Source organism: Arthrobacter sp. I3, assembly GCF_000520575.1.
In the GTDB taxonomy this organism is placed as follows: domain Bacteria; phylum Actinomycetota; class Actinomycetes; order Actinomycetales; family Micrococcaceae; genus Arthrobacter; species Arthrobacter humicola_A.
This window is the reverse complement of sequence record NZ_KI914902.1, coordinates 128,857-148,091: the sequence shown is the minus strand read 5'-3', so window position 1 is coordinate 148,091 and position 19,235 is coordinate 128,857. Positions and strand designations below refer to the sequence as shown.

Here is a 19,235-nt window from a genome sequence, read left to right as displayed (position 1 = left end):
CCCGCCGGAACCTGCAGGGCGAACACGCGTGAGCGGTGTCCCGGCCTCCCACCGGCGGCCGGAGGCCGGCGGCTCAGGCAGCCACGCTGAGGTGATTCGCCAGCCGGTCGAACGACTCGCGCCACCCTTCGCCATGGCGGTCGCGGCTTTCCGCGGAATCGAACGGCCCCTGGGTGAAGGTCATCTGCGTGCCGCCGTCGATCTCCTCCAACCGGATCGTCACCTCGGTCTCGAAGCCGCGGGTGCCGTCCGGCCTGTCCCAGGCATGGGTGAACACGAACAGGTGCGGCGGCTCGACATCGGTATGCACCCCGCTCCACCAGAATTGCTGCCCGGTACTGTCCTGGATCATGCAGGCGCGGTACAGTCCGCCGACTTCGAGGTCCGCGTCGACGCTCTCACGCGGGACGTGGAAGCCGCGCGGACCCCACCACTGCGGAGCCTGGTCCGGGTCCGTCAAAGCCGACCACACGCCCTGGATCGGCGCCCTGAACTCGCGGACAATGACCAGCATGAGGTCCGTTTCGCCGTTTGCCGGTTGGCTCATGGTCCTCTCCCTCGGATTGCTTGAACTGACAGGTGAAGTGCCCCGGCCTGCTGGCTGCGCTGCCGCCGCCTAGCGCCGGCCGGGGCTGTAGGCGGTCACATACGGGGTGTTGCTCGGGATGATTTGTTTCCCGAGCGGCATCAGCGAGATGGGTATGAGCTTGAGATTGGCGATCGCCAGCGGAATGCCGATAATCGTGATGGCCATGGCGAAGGCCGTAACGACGTGTGCGATCGCGATCCAGATCCCGGCCACAAGCAGCCAGATGACATTTCCCACCAGGGTGAATATGCCGTTGCCGCCGGGCTTGTCCACCACCATGCGGCCGAACGGCCACAAGGCATAGGACGCGATGCGGAACGAGGCCAGGCCCCACGGAATGGTGACGACCAGCAGGCAGCAGACGACGCCGGCCAGGAAATATCCCAGGGCAAGCCACAGGCCGCCGAAGAGCAGCCAGATGATGTTCAGGAGAGTCTTCATGGATTAATTCTCGCCCGTAGGAGTGACATTCGGATCAGTGGTTTACCCGGAAAGATCCCTGATTTTCGCGCCCAACCCCGGACAGGTTTCCACGAGCCCGGTCCACGGGTGCCCGGCCGGGTTGGGCCCGCCTCGTCGGTGCTTAGGTATCGGCCTGTTTGACCATGGCGGCCTCAACGTTGATCTTGACCTTGTCGCTGACCAGCAGGCCGCCCGCTTCAAGGGCGGCGTTCCACGTCAGGCCGAATTCCTTCCGGCTGATGTCCGCCTCGGCACTGAATCCGGCCCGGGTGGCGCCGAAGGGGTCCACCGCCACGCCGGTGTACTCGACTTCGAGCTCCACCGGCTTGGTGACGCCACGGATTGTGAGCTCGCCGGTCAGCACATAGTCTTCCCCCTCACCCCGGATCCCGGTGGCGCGAAAAGTCATGTCGGGGAACTGCTCAACGTCGAAGAAGTCCGGGCCGCGGACGTGGCCGTCGCGGTTAGCGTCGCCCGAATCGAAGCTGGCGGTCTTGACCGTGGCGTGCAGGCTTGCGTCCGCCAGCGACTCGCGCACCCTTGCCTCGGCGGAGGCCTCGTTGAACCGGCCGCGGACCTTGCTGATGCCCGCGTGGCGGACGCTGAAACCGATTTCGCTGTGGGACATGTCCAATGTCCACACTCCGGGGGTCAAACCTTCGGGCAGAGTCACAACGGTCTCCTTCAAGCGGTGGCGGGCCTGTCCCGCCGGGGCGGTCGGGGTATTCCCCACTCTGCATGCTAACGAGGAAGCCCGCCCCGGGCTAGGTCCCACCGGCCCTGACGCGGGACACGCGGCACGCAACACGCCAGCGGCCACGCCGGGCGGCGGCGTCGCGCGGCGGCGGCGGGATTTCCGGCGGCGGATCCAGCTGTCCGGGGCCGAGGCGTTCTCTGGCCTTCGCTCCACGGCCGGGTTACTCTGGCCTATAAATGCCGGGCAATCACCGAATTTCGCAGAACTATTCACACAGTCCTGATCAACCAAATGATGTGAGGAATCGTGGCCAGGTCCCTGGGGAAACGTGGCAAGGCGGGTATCTGCGCTTGCTTGCTGAGCCTGGGTCTGTTGCTTTCCGCCTGCCAGCCCGGGCCGCCGGAACCCGCACCGCGCCCCAGCCCCGGCACGCCGTCGTCCCCCGCGCCGTCGTCCCCACCGACATCCACCGCACCGCCGTCGTCGTCTGCCGCGCCGTCAGCCGGGGAGCCCGTGCACTTCACCGCCCAAGGTGACATCGGCGTAGGCTCGGGCGCCAAGAAAGTGCTCGACGCCGTTGCCGGCCTCAAGCCCCACCTGAACCTGGCGCTGGGCGACTTCGCATACAAGGCCGGGCTCGAACAGGAGTTCTGCGACATGGTCACCGCCCGCCTCGGCGAGAACTTCCCGTACCAGTTGGTGACCGGAAACCACGAGAGTGACGGCCGGGATGGCGACATCGAGAAGTATGTCCAATGCCTGCCCAACAGGATGCCCGGCCTCCAGGGCGAATACGGCGTCCAATGGCGCCTCGATGTCCCCGAGCAGAATCCGGTTGTCCGCTTCATCATGGTTTCCCCCGGCATCGATTTCCGGGGCGGGGAGCCGCTCGACTACTCAAGGGACAGCGAACGCTGGCGCTGGACCGCGGACGCCATCGACGAGGCCAAATCGCAGAACATCCCCTGGACGGTGGTGGGCATGCATACCCCGTGCCTGAGCGTCGGCAACTACGACTGCCAGGCGGGGCAGGACTTCACGAACATGCTGATCGAAAAGCAGGTGGACCTGGTCCTGTCCGGCCACGACCACGTCTATCAGCGGACGCATCAACTGGCCACGGGCGGAGGCTGCGCGGAACTCGTTCCCGCTACCTTCGCCTCCGCATGCCTGGCCGATACCGATGACGCCATGGCCCAGGGCTCGGGGACCGTGTTCGCCACCGTCGGCGTTGGCGGCGTCGGACTCTACAACGTCCGGTCCGAGGACCCGGAGATGCGCTACTTCGCCAGCACATCCGGAAAGAACCAGGACCCGGCCTTTGGGACCCTGGACGTCATGGCGACGGCGGATGAACTTGCCGCCCGGTTCATTCCCGCCGACGGCTACAGCTTCTCGGATTCCTTTACACTCCGCCGGTAATCTGCTACGGCATTCGGGCTCAGGTGTGCGGCGGCGCATCCGACGGTAAGCCGCCGGACGCGCCCAAGACGGCTCAGGCCGGCACCCAGATGCTGACCCAGTCCAGGTAGACGTGGCCCTGGGTTTCCGGAGCCGGACACAGCGGCAGGCAGGATTCCGTCTGCAGGATGAAATGCATGGGCGTCGAGGGCACGTCCGTTGTGCTCGCGCCGATGGATCGTCCGTCAATGAAGAACTCAACGCGCCCGGGGGTCCACTCTGTCGTGGCCACATGCCAGTCCGTGGAAACTTTATTGGAAAAGAACTGTTCAAAACGCTTTGGATCCAAGGACATGAAATGGGCAGCTGCCGTCAGGATGGCTCCGAGGTCGCCTTCGGGAAAATCTATCTCCCCGTCCCGCGGCCAGATGCCACTATCCGGCCACAGGAGCCACGCCGTCTTGAAGCCAGGCATGGCATCCCCCCTGTACCGGACTGAGTAGCGGCCGTACAGCATGCTGTTGGCCCTCGGGGGATTCTTGCTGGCATTCGGAAATTTGGGGGTGGGCGCGGCACCCATGAAGACACCGTTTTCCGAATGCATGAACCAGTCCAGAACGCCGTTTTTGACGCTCAGGACTTTCGAGGGATAGTAGCCCGATTTTCCGCCGCTGACCTGCCCGTCCGTATCCGGTGTTCCGTCTTTGTATCCCGCACTCCACCGGTCCCGGTAAAGCGGCCCGGGAAAGGAGCCCAAGGGGACGTCACCGCCGGAGAAGTCCTCCACAAAGACGTTCCTCCATCCGGGCAGATCCCCCGACATGGCCGTGTCAGTGGTCCGGTCCGGAGGCGGTGCCGATGTCCGGGCAGGCCGGGACGCCGGCGCGCTCCCAGTCGCAGGGGCGGCAGTGGCGGTGCCACCTGCCGGCGGCTCAGTCGGCGCCACTGATTGGAGCCCGGGCTGGGCTCCTGTTCCGGCGTCGGTCGGCGGAGCCGCCGGCGACGCCGAAATGGACGTGAACAGCGGCCGCTCGCCCTGTGGAGCTGCATCCGTGCCGCACGCCGCCAGGGCCAGGACCATGACCATGGCGGGAACCGCCATGGTTCTGAAGGTCAGGAGACGCCGGCGACCTGCCGGCACGCGCCCCCAATGAACGGGTGTCCGCATCCGGCCAGTGTCGCATGGAGGCAACCGCCCATCAACAGTCTTGCCTCAAATTTAGTTGAAGGTTCCAGTTAATCCAAGGTTAATGCAAGGTGGCGAAACCAAACTTTAACCCTGGGGTATATCACTAAGTTGTCGACGACCGAACAGCGTAAGCATTGGGTCTATTTTCCGGTCGGAGGAGTCGGAAAGCGCTGTAGTTGCGACGAGCAGAATACGTCATTGAGTGGTGAGGCCAGTGTCCATCCCGAATCTCAAGCCGAACGTGCGCCCCCAAACGACGCCCCCGCCGGCAAATCCCTCGGTCAGCGTGGTGATCCCCACTTTGAACGAGGCAATGAACCTGCCGTGGGTGCTGCGGCGTATGCCTTCCTATGTGGATGAGGTGGTAATTGTTGACGGCCGTTCCCTGGACGGCACAGTGGAGGTGGCCCGGGCCTTGCGCCTGGACGTCGTGGTGGTGGCAGAGCCCCGCCCTGGCAAAGGCAACGCCGTGCGGGCCGGATTCGCCGCAGCCTCCGGCGACATCATCGTCATGCTCGACGGCGACGGCAGTATGGACCCCCAGGAGATCGGCTGGCTGGTGACTCCGCTCCAGCACGAATACGACTTCGTCAAGGGCTCCCGCTATGTGACGGGCGGCGGCTCAGACGATCTCACATGGCTGCGCAGCGGCGGAAACAAGATGCTCACCCGGCTCGCCAACACTGTCCTCCACAGCGACTACTCGGACCTGTGCTACGGCTACATCGCCCTGCGCCGTGAATGCGTTGACATTCTGGAGCTGGAGTCGGACGGGTTCGAGATCGAAACTGAACTGATTGTGCGGGCCTCAAGGGCGGGCCTGCGCATCGCCGAGGTGCCCAGCCACGAACTGTCCCGCATCTCGGGGCAGTCAAACCTGCATACCTTCCGGGACGGCTGGCGGGTCCTCCGCACCCTGGCCCGCGAGCGCGTGAGCTGGGAAGCCCCGACCGCCGGCGCCCGCCCCGAAGCCCTGCGTCGGGTCAAGTACAAGTACCCCAACGAGGTCTTCCCGCACGTTCCCACCGATCCCAGCAGCGTCCTGGGCGTACGGGCAGGCGAATAGGATGTCCGAGAACTCCAGCCTTCCGGAAGTATCCGTGGTCATTTGCTCCTACTCGGAGGATCGGTGGGACCGGCTGATCGGCGCCCTGGACTCGGTCCGCACCCAGACCTTCCCACCCAAGCAGACGATCGTCGTCGTGGACTACAACGTGGACTTGTACAAGCGCCTGATCTTTACCGTCCCGGATGCCGTAATTGTCGAGAACGCCGGACCCAAGGGTCTCTCCGGCGCCCGCAACACCGGAGCAGGCATCGCCAAGGCCGAGATCGTGGCCTTCCTCGATGACGATGCCGAAGCCGAGCCGGACTGGCTCGAACGGCTCGCGGCGATGTACGACGATCCCGACGTTCTGGCGGTCGGCGGCCGGGTGGAACCGCTCTGGGAAGCCGGACGGCCGGGCTACTTCGCCAACGAGCTCGACTGGATTGTCGGCTGCACGTACCGGGGAATGCCCAAAGTCGCCGCGGAGGTCCGCAACGTCATTGGCGCGAACATGTCCTTCCGCGCCAGCGTCCTGGAACGGGTCGGCGGTTTCAACACAACCCTGGGCCGCCAGGACGCCGTCCCGCTGGGCTGCGAAGAGACCGAACTGTGCATCCGCGCGGTGATCGGAGCTCCCGGATCCCGGGTGGTCTATGAGCCCGCGGCCCTGGTGCACCACCACGTTCCGGCCGAGCGCGGCACCGTGCGCTACATGCTGGCCCGGTCCTGGGGCGAGGGGATTTCCAAGGCACAGGTCAGCAGGGTGGTCGGCCACAAACGGGCACTTGGTCCCGAGCGGCGCTATGTCCGGCAGGTCCTGCCTCGTGCAGTGTTCGCCGGAGTCCGCGGCTGGCTCGGCGGCGGGGACCGCGCCGGGCTCGGCCGGGCCGCGGCCATCATCGCCGTGCTCGCGGCCACCGCGACCGGCTATGTGCGCGGCCGCCGGCTGCCTGCAGCGCCGTCGCCGGCCAAAGCGGCTGTTGTGACGCCGGAAGAGCCGTGGCGGGAAGTCAAATGAACCGCGCTGCGCCCTTCCCCTTAGACCGCCCGGTGCAGACGCACCCGGAACCACCTGACCGCAGGAACCCGACCCCAGAAAGCTTGGATCATGAGCCAACCTGAGCGCGACGTGAAACAGCCCATTGGCGCCTCTGCCGGAGCCTCCTTCGATGTCCACGGGATCGTGGGCATCGACGTGGAGGCGGGCACGCCAGGAGAACCGCAACTGCGGGACATGCTCGCCCCGTTCCTGGGGAATTCCACCGCGCCGCGGCGGATCACCATCGGCGCCAAGATATCGCCGGTTTCCAGCCAGTCGCACGCGGAGGATGCCTACCGGTTCACCGGGGAGTCCCTCTATATTCCAGCGGACCGCGTCCAGATCATCGAAACAAAGGACGGGTACCGGATCGAAGGCGCCGGTGAGCTCCTGACCTCTGTGATTCCGCTGCTGGACCGGCTGTGTGTCCAGGAGGAGACCGCCATGATCCATGCCGCCGTGGTGGACTTCCGCGGCTCCGGGGTTCTCCTGCCGGCCTGGGGAGGTGTTGGAAAGACCAGTACGGTGGCGAAGCTGGTGGCCATGCCCGATGTGCGGTTCATGGCCGACGACTGGGCCTTCATGGGCGCCGGCGGAATGCTCATGGGCTACGCCAAACCGATGTTCATCAAACCCCACCACCGCGCCATCTACCCGGACATGTTCCGGGGAACCCGCAAGCCCCTGGCCCCCGGATGGCTGACGACCCCTGTCGCCCATCTGGCCACGGCGGTCCATCCGGTCATTGTCCGCTATCCGAAAACAGCCGCGTTCACCCGGCGCTGGTCCCCCGAACACCGCATGGTGCAGCCGGAGCATGTTTTTGGGGCGCAGCGGATCTCGTCCGCGGCGCCGGCACAGCTGGCCATCTTCCTCGAGCGCTTCGACGGCGCGGACGCGCGGCTGGAAGCACGCAGCGCAGAGTGGATGACGTCCCGGGTCGTCGGCAACTTCCATTCGGAACTGCCCACGGTCTCGCGGCGCCTCGTCGAGGCCCTCGGCGCCACCAGCCTCGTCCCCCTGGAGGAGCATTTTGGCCAGAAGGCGGCCGTGGTGCGCCGGGCCCTGGAGGACGTTCCCTGCTGGCTGCTCCGGCTTCCCGTCGCTTGGTCGGCGGACCAGGCCTCTGACTTCATCGCGAATCTGGTTCGTTCAAAACTGGATGAGTGAGGCGAGGCCACGTGAGCGAACTGAAGGTGTCGGTTGTTGTTCCGGCGCGCAATGCCGCAGCCTGGCTGGGCGAGTGCCTGGAGTCGATCCGCAGCCAACACCCGTACGAAATGATCGTGGTCGATGGCTGCTCGACGGATGACACTGTCGAAATCGCCCGCGACTGCGGGGCGACTGTCATCTCCGATGAAGGACGCGGCCTGCCTGCCGCACGGATGCTCGGCGCCCGCAGTGCCACCGGCGACGTTGTCGCCCTGATCGACGCCGACGTCGTCCTTCCGCCGAAGAGCCTGTCCCGGCTGCTGACCGAATTCGAGGCCGGCGGCTACGACGGCCTGCAATTCGGGCTGGCCAGCGAAGCCGACGGCCCCGGCTATTGGGGGGCTGCGCTGGCCTGGCACCACAACCACAGCCGGGTGCGCAAGTGGTTTGGCGTCAGCGCCACGCTGATGCGCCGCGACGTGCTGCTCGACGTCGGGTTCGACGACGACTTCCGCTCCGGGGAAGATGTGGAGCTGAGAATCCGGCTGGAGCAGGCCGGGTTCAAGCTCGGCGTCTCCGACTCGGTGGTGGTCAGGCACCGGTTCGACGACACGTTCGACTACGCCCGCGACCAATGGCTCCAGGACGGGGCCGGGATGGCCCGGACTGTCCGCAAGCACACGGGCCGCGCCGGCTGGCTCGTGATGCTGCCACTGCTGGCCACCGTTCGGGGGGTCGGCATGTCCCTGGTCCGGGCACCCCGCTTCCTGCCGTACTGGATGGGCTTCCTGCTCTACAACTACCGCGCCATGGCCGGCGAGCTCCTGCGGCCGGCCCACAAACCGATCTCGGTCGGCGGGAACGCTGCCTGGCTGGCCGCCGCGAGGATTGCCCCCATGGTGACGGGCTTCCTGTTCTGGGCACTCGCGGCCCTCGTGCTCCCGCCGGAGCAAATAGGTCTGGGGTCCGCGGTGGTCGCAGCCGCGCTCCTGACCGTGCAGCTGGGGATGCTCGGCGTCGGGCCTGCCACGCTGACGCTGCTGCCCGCGGAAACTGACGGCGGCCGGCGCCTCATCGCCACCGGCCTGCTTACCGTGGCGACATGCTCCCTGCTGGGCGCAGGCCTGCTGGTTGCCGTCACCTCGTGGCTCGGCACAGGCGTGGGCGAGGCCTGGGCCGACCCCCTGGTCACGGTTCTTTTCCTGGCCACGGCACTGCTCGCCGCCAGCGCCTACCAGCTCGACCACGTGGGCGTAGCCCAGGAACGGGCCGACCGCACCCTGGTCCGGAGCCTCGCACAGTCCCTCGTCCAGCTCCTCTTCCTGGCCGTCGCGCTGGCCGCCGGGCTCCGTGACCTGGCCGTGATTGTGGCCGCCGTTGCCGCCGGCGCCCTGGCCAGTGTCCTCGTGGGGCTGCGCCAGCTGGCCCGGGCCCACGTGTCCCCGGACTGGAAGCACGGCTTCCGGCCTCGGCCGGCCCTCAATCTCCTGAAGCCAGGGCTTCCCAACCACGCCCTCACGCTCGCCGACCGCGCGCCCGGCTACCTGCTCCCGCTCATCGTTGCAGCTACCCTGGGCCCGGCGTCGACTGCCGCCTGGTATGTGGTCTGGATGATGGCCTCGGCAGTGTTCTTCGTGCCGCAGTCCGCCGGGTTTACCCTGCAAACGGCCCTCGCGGGTTCACGGGCGCGGCCGGGCCTCCTCGCCTCCGCGTTACGGGCCAGCTTTATGCTGACTCTCGTGGCCGGGCTGATACTGCTGTTGGCTGGCCCCCTGCTTCTGGGCTTCCTCGGGCCGGATTACGCGTCCGCGTGGGTCCTCATTCCTGTACTCGTCCCGGCACTCCTCCTGAGTTGCGTGACCCAGGTCTACTACGGGCTGTGCCGGGCCCAACGGCGGCTTTTCGAATCCACGATAGTCGCCACTCTGGCCGCCATCCTGGTCGTGGCACCCGCCGCGGCCGTGGCGCAGCAATATGGCCTCACCGGGGTCTCAGTCCTATGGGCCGTTGCCCAAGCGGCTGCTTGCCTGATGGCCACTTGGCGCCTGATCACCCTGACCCGGATGAAGCCCGCCTCCACCGCAGGCGAGATTCCTTCAGCGGCGCGCCACCAGCCGACCTGAATCGAGAAATGATGACACACGAAACGGCAACAAGCCTCCCGGTGCGCAGCGCCCACCGGCATGAGGCGCATGCGCACGTCGGCGGTGCTAAGCCGCCCACCCACCGCAACCTCGGACTCACGCCGTCGTGGCACATCGGTGCCCTGGCCGCGGCAGCCGCGGCCGCGCTCGCCCTCGGCGTGTGGAGCATGAACCAGGTCAATCCCTTTCAGATCGGCGGGGCGGGGCTGATTGATGCCCTCCCGCCGGCCTATTTCGTTGCGCTCGCGCTCAGCCTCGCCGGATTTGTCGCCTCGCTGAGCCTCCGCCGTCTGGTACCGGCACTTCTGACCTGGCAGCTCCTGGTCACAGTGGTTCTCCTCGACGGTGCTGACCCCATCATTCATGGCCTGCCCCGGCTCGAGGCCAGCTTCCGGCATCTGGGCATTGCGGACACAATTAGCCAATCGGGCCAGCTGGATCCGACCCTGGACGCGTACTTCAACTGGCCAGGATTCTTCAACGTGCTGGGAATGCTCTCCGGGGCGACGGGCGCCAAGGATCTTTTCGGGATCGCAACGTGGGCGCCGGTGGGCGTCAACATCCTCCTGCTCGCACCGCTGCTGGCCCTGGCCCGGCGGTTGACGGCAAATCCGCGCCAGGCGTGGGCGGCTGTCTGGATCTTTTACGTGGCCAGCTGGATTGGACAGGACTACCTGTCACCACAGGCCTATTCGTTCCTCCTCCTGCTCACACTGATTGCCTGCCTGCTCAGCGTCTTCGGCGGTTGGGCCTGGCCCACGGAGCGCACCCGCTTCTCCCGGTGGCTTGCCCGCAGTGTCAGCAAACTGGACAGCTCGGTCCCGCGGTATGGCGCCGCGGAACCGCACCGGGCGGACACGGCGATTCTCGTGGTGGTCTGCGCGCTGATCCTGCTTGCCATGACGGCTTCACACCAGCTCAGCCCCTTCGCCGCGATCCCCATCCTGGCCGCGCTCCTGCTGACCGGACGTCTCCGGCTGCGCTTCTTGCCGGTCCTGGCCGTGGTCCTGCCCGTCGGCTGGCTGCTCTTTGCGGCTTCCACATTTGTGGAGGGGCATTTCGGCCAGCTGCTCGGCTCGCTCGGTGACATCGGTGCGAACAGCCTCGGCGCGCTGAGCAACAGGGTCTCAGGCAGCGACGCCCACATGTTCGTGGTCTACACGCGCATGGCCGAGGTTGCGCTGGTCTGGGTGCTCGCCGTTGCCGGCGCCATAGTGGGCTACCGGCGGAAGGCACCGTGGCTGGCGGCCGCGGCCGCGGCGCTGGCGCCGCTGGTCCTGATTCCCCTCCAGCCCTATGGCGGTGAACTGCTTCTGCGCCTGTACCTCTTCAGCCTTCCGTTCGCCGTCTGCCTGGCGGTGCTGCCACTGATGTCAGACAGTGCCGCGGGGCTGAGCCTGCGCCGGGCCCTAGCGCTGCTGCTGATGGGCGCGGTACTCGCTACAGCCACTGTCGTCTCCCGTTACGGAAATGACGGCATGGAAAGCTTCAACGACGACGAAATCGCCTTAGTGAACCACCTCTATGCGACTGCGCCCACCGGTTCCGTCCTCATTGAGGCAGTTCGCAACACCCCGTGGAGATACCAGCACTACGCGGACTACGACTACCGGGCGCTCGTTGCTGCCGAGCCCATTCCCAACGCCGCGCCGCTCAGCTGTGACGCGGCCAACCAGATCGCCCACAAAGCGGGCGCGTACCTCATCGTTACCGAAAGCCAGCAGGAGGCAGCCGAACTTCGCGGTTCGACTCCCACCGGCGACCTTCAACGTTTTACCGCCACATGCGCCACGAGTCCGGGCTGGACAAAGGTTTTCGAAAACGCAGGCGGCGTGATTTTTCACATCGAAGGAGTTAGCAATGGCAACTGAACGCAGCTACGTGAGCTATGCGACGGCAGCCGTCGCCGTAGCAGCCATACCGCTCTCGTTTGTCGGCCCCGAGGGCCTGCGCCTGGCGGTGATAGGCCTGCTGATGCTGGCCGGGCCTGGAACGGCGCTGGTGCTGTTCCTCCGCTTCGACCCCCCGCGCTCAGCCCAGGCCACCGGCGCGCTTCCCCTCAGCGTCGCCATCGCAATCGCCTTCAGCCTCGCGATGTCCACCCTCGTGGCGACGGCGATGATCTACGCACGTCTCTGGTCACCGCCGGCGGCTGTATGCCTCCTGTCGGCCCTGACGCTCGTATTCCTGGGCCTTGAGCTCAAGCGGCCAAAGCGTGCCCTGGTGCGTGCGAAATGATCATCTTCCTGACGGGGCTGGCCACCATGACGGCCCTCGTGAGCTGCGATGTGCTCCGCGTGTTGCAGCCGGACAAGGCACTCCCGCGCGCCGTGGTGATCACCACGGCAGCCCTGCTGGCCATAGTCGGCGTCGCGGTGGTCATGCAATTGGTGCATCTGGCGCAGCTGGCATGACCGAAACCGCCCGCCCGGTGCCGCAGCACCGGGCGGACATCAACAAGTCGAACCAATCACGGAAAGTACCTTCAATGAGAAAACTTAGATCACTCAGCATGGTTGGGACGCTCGGAATGCTCGTAGCCGGTTCCCTTGTCTTCGGTTCCGCCCAGGCTGCCACCGCAGCAACCTGCAGCCCCGCACCGACAAACTCCTATCCCGGCACCGTTGTGCTCGCCACGGGTTTTGAGGCCAGCGGCTGGTGCGGCCTCGTTCCCAAGGTGTCCGGCACCGGCACCGCAACTATTACGACCTCGCTAAAGCATTCCGGCGCCCGTTCAGCCAAGCTCCACGTGACCACGGATTCCGGTTCGCTCGCCAACCTTTCCTCCCCGGCGTTCAGCTCGGGGACCAAGACCTCGTACGCAGACGGCTGGTTCAAGATCACCGTGGCCGGCGTTTCCGGCAATGACGTCCCGTACTTCCGCTTCTTCTCCGGCTCCACGCGCGTTGCGGACATCTACCGCTACAACAGCAACGGGCAGTTGTGGCTCCGGGTCACGTCACCGACTGGCACCTTTGTCTACACGAAGCTGATCTCCGGAAGCATCACGCTGGGCGACTGGCATCATGTGTCCATGCGGGTGACCGCCAACGGCAGCGCGTCAACCATCCAGGTGTGGTTCGACGGCGTGCAGCGATACAGCAGCACGAGCGTCAAGATGCTCGGGAGCAGCCTGAGCAAGGTTCAGCTCGGGGCTGAGCACAACCGGCAAAAGGGCGACGAATACATCGATGACGTCGTCATCAAACGCTCCTAGCCCCCTCTGATGGTCCGCGGGCGGCCCAGCCTCATTCAGGCGCCTTGGCCGCCCGCACGAAATTTCCGATCTTGGCCAAGTCCTTGATGCCGCGCGCCGACTCGACGCCGGAGGACACATCGACGCCCCACGCCCCGGCCTCCGCCGCTGCCCGGGCAACGTTGGCGGGATCCAGACCGCCGGCGAGCAGCCACTTGCGTCCGGTCAGGGCCTTGGCCCGGATCGAGCCGTAGTCCCAGGCCTCGCCTGAGCCTGGCACGGCGGCGTCGATCAGGAGCAAATCCTCGCCCCAGTCATCGAAGGCCTCCGCGGCGGCGGACATGGTGACGGCCCTGATGAGTTTCATCCCGGCGTCGTGCACTGTCCGGACGTCGGCGGGTGAGCGGTCGCCGTGCAGCTGGACCCAGACCAGGCCGGCCTCACGGGCGACGGCGACTGCGTCGGCGGCCGGTTCGTGCCGGAACACCCCCACCGCGGGCACCCCGTCCGGGACGTGGGCGAGGAGGTTCCTGACCTGTTCCGGCGTGACCTCCCGGGGGCTGCGGGTCAGGACTAAGCCGACGGCGTCCGCGCCGGCGCCGGCCGCGACGCGGACGGCATCCGGGGTGCTCAGGCCGCACACTTTGACAAACATTCGGGCTCCTTCTGCGCGCTTCCTGCCTCCGACGTTAGCAAGGCCGGACCCCCGCCGCCGACTTTGCGTCGGCACGGGCGTGCGCAGCGCCGCCGCCGACTTTGCGTCGGCACGGGCGTGAGCAGCGCCGCCGGCGTCCCGGCGGCGTCGGTGCGAGCGCCGTCCCCGGAAACGGGCCGATAGGCTGAGGCCATGGAGATCATCCGCTATGCCGAGCTCAAAGCCCACCCCTGGCGCAACGGCGGCGGGGTGACGCGCGAAGTGGCGCGCCATCCACGGACCCCGTCCATGCAGACCGCCCTGCAGACCGCCCCGCAAGATACAGGGCAGGACAACGCCTGGGACTGGCGCGTCAGCATTGCCGAAGTCTCGAAGGCGGGCCCCTTCTCCGCCTACGCCGGGATGGACCGTGTACTGACAGTGATTGACGGCGACTTGCTGCTGCTGAGCGTGGACGGGGCCGAGCACCCGCTGGAGAAGTACCGGCCGTTCCGGTTCTCCGGCGACGCGGACTCGGCGGGGGCACTGCCCACCGGCGACGTCCGGGACCTGAACGTCATCACCCGCAACGGCGCCTTCAAGGGCTACACCTCCATCATCGAGCTGTCCAAGAAGCGCGCCCATCCGGTGTTCGCAGGCCAAATCGGCATCCTCCTGCAGGGGCAGGGAACGGCCAGCCCGGGGACTGCCGGCAGCCTTCCCACCGGGCCGGCCGCCGTCGCCGCGCCGGAGCCGGAGCGCGTCGAGCTGAACCGTTACGACGCCGTCGTCGGCGCCGATACCGCGACGCCGGAAATCCTGGGCCGCGGATTCCTGGCTGTCATCTCGGTCGACCCTGCGGAACCCGGCACCGTATAGCGCTGTCCGCCTACACCCGGGCGCCGCTGACACGCACCGAGTCCCCGGACAGCCGCTGCGCGAGCCAGATCGGGACGATCGAGACCACGATCAGCACGACCGCCACGACATTGACCACGGGCGCCTGGTTCGGACGGAAGAGGTTCTGCAGGATCCAGATCGGCAGCGTGGTCTCGCCGGCCCCGATCGTGAACGTGGTAACGATGATCTCGTCGAAGCTCAGCGCGAAGGCCAGCAGGCCGCCGGCCAGCAGCGCGGAGCGGAGCTGGGGGAAAGTCACCAGGCCGAACGTGGTGAAAACACCGGCGCCGAGGTCGGCAGAGGCTTCCTCGAGGCCGGCGCTGGTGCGGCGGAGCCGTGCAATGGCGTTATTGAACACCGTCACCATGCAGAACGTGGCGTGGGCGATCACCACCGTCCACAGGCTCAGCGGGACGCCCAGGATAGTAGTGAACATGTTGTTCAGCGCGATGCCCGTGACAACCCCGGGCAACGCGATGGGCAGGATGACCAGGAGGTTGATGACGTCGCGGCCGAAGAACTCATAGCGCTGCAATGAGATCGCCAGCAGCGTCCCCAGCACCAGCGAAATGATGGTCGAAACGACCGCCACCCACAGGGAGGACACGACCGCCTCCCTGACGCCGGGCGAGTCAAAGGCCTTGCCCCACCATTCCAGCGTGAAGCCCTTGGGCGGCCAGCCGAAAGTCCGGTCCGCGTTGAACGAGTTCACCACCACCAGCAGCAGCGGTGTGTAGATGAACAAAAACACCAGCGCCGTGACAATGCCCAGGACCACCTTGGCGCTACGGGAAAGTCTCATGATGCTCCTCGCATTACAGGCTGTTCAGGGCGCCGGTGCGGCGGACGACGAAAAGGTAGAACATGATGATGGCGATCGGCACGAGCGATACCGCGGCGGCGAACGGCAGGTTGTTGGCCGCTCCGACGTTGGCGTAAATCACGGTGCCCAGCATCTGGGTGGTCCCGCCGACGATCTGCGCAGTGATGTAGTCGCCCAGGGACAGGGAGAACGTGAAGATCGTGCCCGCGATGATGGAGGGGACCAGCAGCGGAAGCATGACCAGGCGCATGGTGGTGAGCGGCTTCGCGCCCAGGTCCCCGGAGGCCTCCAGCAGGGAGTCGGGCACCCGGTCAAAGCCCGCGTAGATCGGCAGGATCATGTACGGCAGCCAGATGTAGGACAGGGTCAGGATGACGGCGGTTTCGCCGTAGCCCGGCGAGGACAGCCCGATCGGGGCCCCCAGCCACTCCAGCAACCCACCCTCGGACAGGACATTCCGCCAGGCGTAGGCCTTGACCAGGTAGCTTGCCCACAGCGGCATCAGCACGGCCACCACGAGCAGTTTCTCCCAGCGGGCGGGAGCGACCTTGGCGATGAAGAACGCGATGGGCAGTGCCAGGATCATGTCAATCACGGTGACTGCCACGGCGATCCACAATGTCCGCAGGGTGATCCGCTGATACACCGGATCGGTCAGGACCGTGACGATGTTTTCCGTGGTCCAGACCGTGGACACCTCTCCGGTGAAGGTGTCCACGGTCCAGAACGCGGTGATAAGCAGTGCCGCCAAAGCGGCGATGTACACCAGCACCAGCCAGCCCGCCGGGGCGGTGAGCAGGGCCGCCAGCCTCAGCCGGGGCGAGCGGTGCAGCAACGCCGAGAAGGCGTTGGTTTTCGCCCGTGGCACGGCCCCGGCATCGCCGGGCGCCCCGGGCGGCAGCTGTTGCGCATGAAGTGCCATCTCGCCTTAATCTCTGCCGGCCCCGGGGCCGGCTCGTTGTTGCGGGTTTGGTGCGGCAGAGCCGGAATCAGCCCTTGATTTCCGTCCAGGCCTTGGTCCATTCCGAATAGTCGGTGCACTTGACGTCCTTGCGGCCATCGAGGCACTCGGCCACCGGTGTGGTCCAGAACCAGATCTTGTCGGCGTAGGCCGCATCACCTGAGTGGTACGTCTGGCAGTGGTTGGGATCCTTAGTCAGCTCGCAGGCTTTCGCGTTGGCAGGCGATTCGCCAAAGTACTCCGCCACCTGGGCGTTCGCCTTGGGGCTGGCGATGTAGTCGAGCCACTTGTAGGCGCAGTTCGGGTTCTTGGTCTTGGAGCCGATCATCCAGGTGTCCGACCAGCCGGTGGCGCCCTCGTCGGGGACGAGGGTTGCGACCTTGGCGCCGTCTGCCGTCGCGATGTTGGCCCCCACCTGCCAGGTGGTGCCGACCACGGTGCTCCCGGACGTAAAGGCCTGGACCTCCTTGACGACGTCGCTCCAGTACTCGCCGATGTGCGTGCGCTGCTGCTTGAGCAGGTCAACGGCCGCGGTCAGCTGGTCCTTGTCGAGGGCATAGGGGTTCTTGATGCCGAGGTCCGGCTTATGGGCCATGAGGTACATGGCGGCATCGGCGATGTAGATGGGCGAGTCGTAGGCCGTGACCTTGCCGGTGTTCTTGGCGGCGTCGTCAAACACCGCGCTCCAGGAGGCGGGCGCCGGGGTGACCTTGTCCGTGGAGTACATCAGCAGGTTGGCGCCCCAGCCGTGGGGCATTCCGTAGTTGACGCCGTTGACGGTGTTCCAGGCTTTGTCCTTCAGGAACGGGTAGATGTCCGGGTAGTTCTTCAGCAGGCTCATGTTGACCGGTTGCACGTCCTGGCCGGCGATCAGGCGCAGTGATGCATCCCCGGAGGCCGAGATAACGTCGTACTGCCCCGTGCGCATGAGCGTCACGGCCTCGTCCGAGGTGCCGAACGGCTTGAAGCTGACCTTGCACTGGGTTTCCTGTTCGAACGGATGCACCCAGTCGACGGCCGGGTCGTTGCTGCCATCCTCGACGTAGCCGGGCCATCCGAGGATGGACACCTGGCCTTCACCGGTGCCGATCTCGGTCTTGACCGGCTGCGCCGACTGTGCAGAACCCGATCCGCCGCTGGTTCCGCAGGCTGACAGCGCGAGGGCTGCGGCTGCAACCACCCCGACTACGAGGGAGGCCTTAGTTCCTGGTGCCATGATCCGTACCTTTCGCTGTGGAAAAACTCTGGACTGGAACGCTGCGCCGCGGCACGGACGGCAACCCCGCCCGACATGGCCCGGCGTCAGGTAGTGCCGGGGACCGGAAGCCAAACGACGGCGTCGTCGTCCCAGCTGACTGTGACGGGCCCGTTCACCAGATCGGTGTCGCTGCCGGGCAGCTTTTCCGGAACGAGCGCGACGACGCCAGGTCCGCCGTCGAGCTGCACCCGCACCTGGGTGGCGTGCCCGACGTATACGAACGACGTCACTGTCCCGGGCCGGGAGGTGGTGCCGGAACGGCGCTCCGGTTCGCCGGTCCAGGCGACGCGCAGCCGCTCTGGACGGACGCACAGCGGCTCCGGCCGGCCATAGATGGCCTGGGCCTGGCCGGCGTCGAAAATGTTGGAGGTGCCGACGAAGTTGGCCACGAAGATACCGCCCGGGCGCTCGTAAATTTCGTGCGCGGTGCCGATCTGTTCGATGCCGCCGTTGTTGAACACACCGATCCTGTCGCTCATGGTCAGGGCCTCCTCCTGGTCGTGGGTGACGAAGATGAAGGTGATACCCAGCGAGCGCTGCAATTCCTTGAGTTCGACCTGCATCTGCTGCCGGAGCTTGAGGTCCAGGGCACCGAGCGGCTCGTCCAGGAGGAGGACCTTGGGCTCGACCACCAGCGCCCGGGCCAGGGCAACGCGCTGCCGCTGGCCGCCGGAGAGCTGGGCGGGTTTGCGGCCGAGGAACTTCCCGAGCTGGACGCGGTCCAAGGCTTCCCTGGCCCGCTCCCGCCGCTGGTTCCCGTGCATGCCGCGCACCCGCAGCCCATAGGCGACGTTGTCCACCAGGGACATGTGCGGGAACAGCGCGTAGTCCTGAAATACGGTGTTGACGTCCCGCTGGAAGGGCGCCATGGCCGTGACGTCCTTGCCCTCGAGTTCGATAGTTCCGGACGTCGGCAGCTCGAAGCCGGCGATCAGGCGCAGGACCGTCGTCTTGCCGGAGCCGGACGGGCCAAGCATGGAGAAGAATTCCCCGTGGCGGATGTCCAGGTCCACGCCATTTACCGCGACGGTGTCCCCGAAGACCTTGGTGAGCTTACGCAGACGGATCGCCGGAACCTCTTCGTTTCCGGTCGAGGTGCCGGCGGCCAGTGTTTCGGTCATGGGGTGCGCCTTACTCCGTTGCCGGATCGTCCACAGGAACCACGCAGCCGAATGTGATCCAGTCCACACAGGGCTGCTGGGCCAAATGCTATTACTCCATAGGTTTTGTGTATAGACCCTCCGGCAAAGCCCGGATTAGGATGTCATCAGCCCGGGCGGCGCGCGGCGGCACCGCGGAAGCCGCACGGATGCACGGCCGGGGCAGGGCGGATACCGCCGGAGGGAAGGGAGGCCCGAATGGTGTTGTCGCCCACGGGCGCCTCCCGAAGCCTGGCGGCGGTGTTCACGCCGATCAAATCACGCGGGCTTGTGGATGAAGTGTGCGGCCGGATCGAACAGGCCGTGGAGACCGGGCTGCTCACCAGCGGCCAGCGGCTGCCGAACGAAACCGAGCTGGCCGCGGCCCTCGGAGTGTCCGCGGTAACGGCACGGGAGGCACTCTCCCAGCTGCGTGCCTCAGGAATCATCCGGACCGCGCGCGGCCGCAGCGGCGGAAGCTTCATCGCCGACGACGTGCTGCCCTCCCGGGAACGGGCCCTGGCGCAACTGCATGAGCTGAGCCGGCTGCAGATCAGGGACCTCGCGCTGCATTACCAGGCGATCGCCGCGGCCTGCGCGGGG

20 protein-coding genes are annotated in these 19,235 nt (G+C 66.5%); 11 read left to right on the top strand and 9 right to left on the bottom strand.

Annotated features, from left to right (window positions below; translation table 11 throughout):
• Nucleotides 1-73 precede the first annotated feature (73 nt).
• The 3 genes from Y706_RS0103410 to Y706_RS0103400 all read right to left on the bottom strand — a co-directional run bounded on the left by Y706_RS0103410 (nucleotide 74) and on the right by Y706_RS0103400 (nucleotide 1,724).
• Nucleotides 74-547 carry an SRPBCC family protein gene (locus Y706_RS0103410; RefSeq protein WP_028275467.1) on the bottom strand — a complete coding sequence of 158 codons (474 nt, stop codon included), beginning with the start codon at nucleotides 545-547 and terminating at the stop codon, nucleotides 74-76.
• 69 nt (nucleotides 548-616) lie between these two features.
• Nucleotides 617-1,030 (bottom strand): YccF domain-containing protein, encoded by a 414-nt coding sequence (locus Y706_RS0103405; RefSeq protein WP_028275466.1) that lies wholly within the window; start codon nucleotides 1,028-1,030, stop codon nucleotides 617-619.
• 142 nt (nucleotides 1,031-1,172) lie between these two features.
• A complete protein-coding gene (locus tag Y706_RS0103400) occupies nucleotides 1,173-1,724 on the bottom strand; it encodes a YceI family protein (RefSeq protein ID WP_028275465.1) in 552 nt (183 codons plus the stop codon).
• 537 nt (nucleotides 1,725-2,261) lie between these two features.
• Between Y706_RS0103400 and Y706_RS0103395 the strand changes: the two genes are divergently transcribed.
• The gene (locus Y706_RS0103395) at nucleotides 2,262-3,170 is read left to right on the top strand and encodes a metallophosphoesterase (RefSeq protein WP_028275464.1); all 909 of its coding nucleotides are present in this window, start codon (nucleotides 2,262-2,264) and stop codon (nucleotides 3,168-3,170) included.
• Nucleotides 3,171-3,243: 73 nt separating this feature from the next.
• Here the strand turns inward: Y706_RS0103395 and Y706_RS0103390 are convergent, their stop codons facing one another.
• Nucleotides 3,244-3,936: a glycoside hydrolase family 16 protein gene (locus Y706_RS0103390; RefSeq protein WP_243180638.1), complete on the bottom strand. Its 693-nt coding sequence runs from the start codon at nucleotides 3,934-3,936 to the stop codon at nucleotides 3,244-3,246.
• Between the two features lie 616 nt (nucleotides 3,937-4,552).
• On the opposite strand from Y706_RS0103390, the gene Y706_RS23390 reads away from it, so the two are divergent.
• The 8 genes from Y706_RS23390 (at nucleotide 4,553) to Y706_RS0103350 (ending at nucleotide 12,938) form a co-directional block, all read left to right on the top strand.
• The gene (locus Y706_RS23390; RefSeq protein WP_243180637.1) at nucleotides 4,553-5,404 is read left to right on the top strand and encodes a glycosyltransferase family 2 protein; all 852 of its coding nucleotides are present in this window, start codon (nucleotides 4,553-4,555) and stop codon (nucleotides 5,402-5,404) included.
• A 1-nt stretch (nucleotide 5,405) separates the two neighbouring features.
• The gene (locus Y706_RS0103380; protein WP_028275462.1) at nucleotides 5,406-6,404 is read left to right on the top strand and encodes a glycosyltransferase family 2 protein; all 999 of its coding nucleotides are present in this window, start codon (nucleotides 5,406-5,408) and stop codon (nucleotides 6,402-6,404) included.
• A 90-nt stretch (nucleotides 6,405-6,494) separates the two neighbouring features.
• On the top strand, nucleotides 6,495-7,595 hold the full coding sequence (locus Y706_RS0103375; protein ID WP_028275461.1) for a hypothetical protein: 1,101 nt from the start codon (nucleotides 6,495-6,497) through the stop codon (nucleotides 7,593-7,595).
• Nucleotides 7,596-7,606: 11 nt separating this feature from the next.
• On the top strand, nucleotides 7,607-9,700 hold the full coding sequence (locus Y706_RS0103370; RefSeq protein ID WP_028275460.1) for a glycosyltransferase: 2,094 nt from the start codon (nucleotides 7,607-7,609) through the stop codon (nucleotides 9,698-9,700).
• An 8-nt stretch (nucleotides 9,701-9,708) separates the two neighbouring features.
• Complete coding sequence (locus Y706_RS0103365; RefSeq protein WP_028275459.1) at nucleotides 9,709-11,592, top strand: hypothetical protein; 1,884 nt, start codon at nucleotides 9,709-9,711, stop codon at nucleotides 11,590-11,592.
• Nucleotides 11,582-11,959, top strand: coding sequence for a hypothetical protein (locus Y706_RS0103360; protein WP_028275458.1), 378 nt, complete (start codon nucleotides 11,582-11,584; stop codon nucleotides 11,957-11,959). Before Y706_RS0103365 ends, Y706_RS0103360 begins: the two co-directional genes overlap by 11 nt.
• Complete coding sequence (locus tag Y706_RS0103355; protein WP_026538140.1) at nucleotides 11,956-12,135, top strand: hypothetical protein; 180 nt, start codon at nucleotides 11,956-11,958, stop codon at nucleotides 12,133-12,135. The genes Y706_RS0103360 and Y706_RS0103355 overlap by 4 nt, the downstream gene beginning before the upstream one ends.
• A 74-nt stretch (nucleotides 12,136-12,209) precedes the next feature.
• On the top strand, nucleotides 12,210-12,938 hold the full coding sequence (locus tag Y706_RS0103350; RefSeq protein WP_028275457.1) for a LamG domain-containing protein: 729 nt from the start codon (nucleotides 12,210-12,212) through the stop codon (nucleotides 12,936-12,938).
• Between the two features lie 31 nt (nucleotides 12,939-12,969).
• Here the strand turns inward: Y706_RS0103350 and Y706_RS0103345 are convergent, their stop codons facing one another.
• Nucleotides 12,970-13,572: a phosphoribosylanthranilate isomerase gene (locus tag Y706_RS0103345; RefSeq protein ID WP_028275456.1), complete on the bottom strand. Its 603-nt coding sequence runs from the start codon at nucleotides 13,570-13,572 to the stop codon at nucleotides 12,970-12,972.
• A gap of 192 nt (nucleotides 13,573-13,764) precedes the next feature.
• Here Y706_RS0103345 and Y706_RS0103340 point away from each other — a divergent pair, with 192 nt between their 5' ends.
• Nucleotides 13,765-14,430, top strand: a complete 666-nt coding sequence (locus tag Y706_RS0103340; RefSeq protein WP_028275455.1) for a HutD/Ves family protein — start codon at nucleotides 13,765-13,767, stop codon at nucleotides 14,428-14,430.
• A gap of 10 nt (nucleotides 14,431-14,440) precedes the next feature.
• Here the strand turns inward: Y706_RS0103340 and Y706_RS0103335 are convergent, their stop codons facing one another.
• The 4 genes from Y706_RS0103335 to Y706_RS0103320 form a co-directional block, all read right to left on the bottom strand.
• Nucleotides 14,441-15,253 (bottom strand): ABC transporter permease, encoded by an 813-nt coding sequence (locus Y706_RS0103335; RefSeq protein ID WP_028275454.1) that lies wholly within the window; start codon nucleotides 15,251-15,253, stop codon nucleotides 14,441-14,443.
• Between the two features lie 13 nt (nucleotides 15,254-15,266).
• Nucleotides 15,267-16,196: an ABC transporter permease gene (locus tag Y706_RS0103330; RefSeq protein ID WP_173403047.1), complete on the bottom strand. Its 930-nt coding sequence runs from the start codon at nucleotides 16,194-16,196 to the stop codon at nucleotides 15,267-15,269.
• Between the two features lie 67 nt (nucleotides 16,197-16,263).
• Nucleotides 16,264-17,451 (bottom strand): ABC transporter substrate-binding protein, encoded by a 1,188-nt coding sequence (locus Y706_RS0103325; RefSeq protein ID WP_043434485.1) that lies wholly within the window; start codon nucleotides 17,449-17,451, stop codon nucleotides 16,264-16,266.
• An 86-nt stretch (nucleotides 17,452-17,537) separates the two neighbouring features.
• Nucleotides 17,538-18,614, bottom strand: coding sequence for an ABC transporter ATP-binding protein (locus tag Y706_RS0103320; protein WP_028275451.1), 1,077 nt, complete (start codon nucleotides 18,612-18,614; stop codon nucleotides 17,538-17,540).
• 237 nt (nucleotides 18,615-18,851) lie between these two features.
• Here Y706_RS0103320 and Y706_RS0103315 point away from each other — a divergent pair.
• Nucleotides 18,852-19,235 (top strand): FadR/GntR family transcriptional regulator (locus Y706_RS0103315; protein WP_028275450.1); only part of this gene is annotated, 384 nt, incomplete at its 3' end.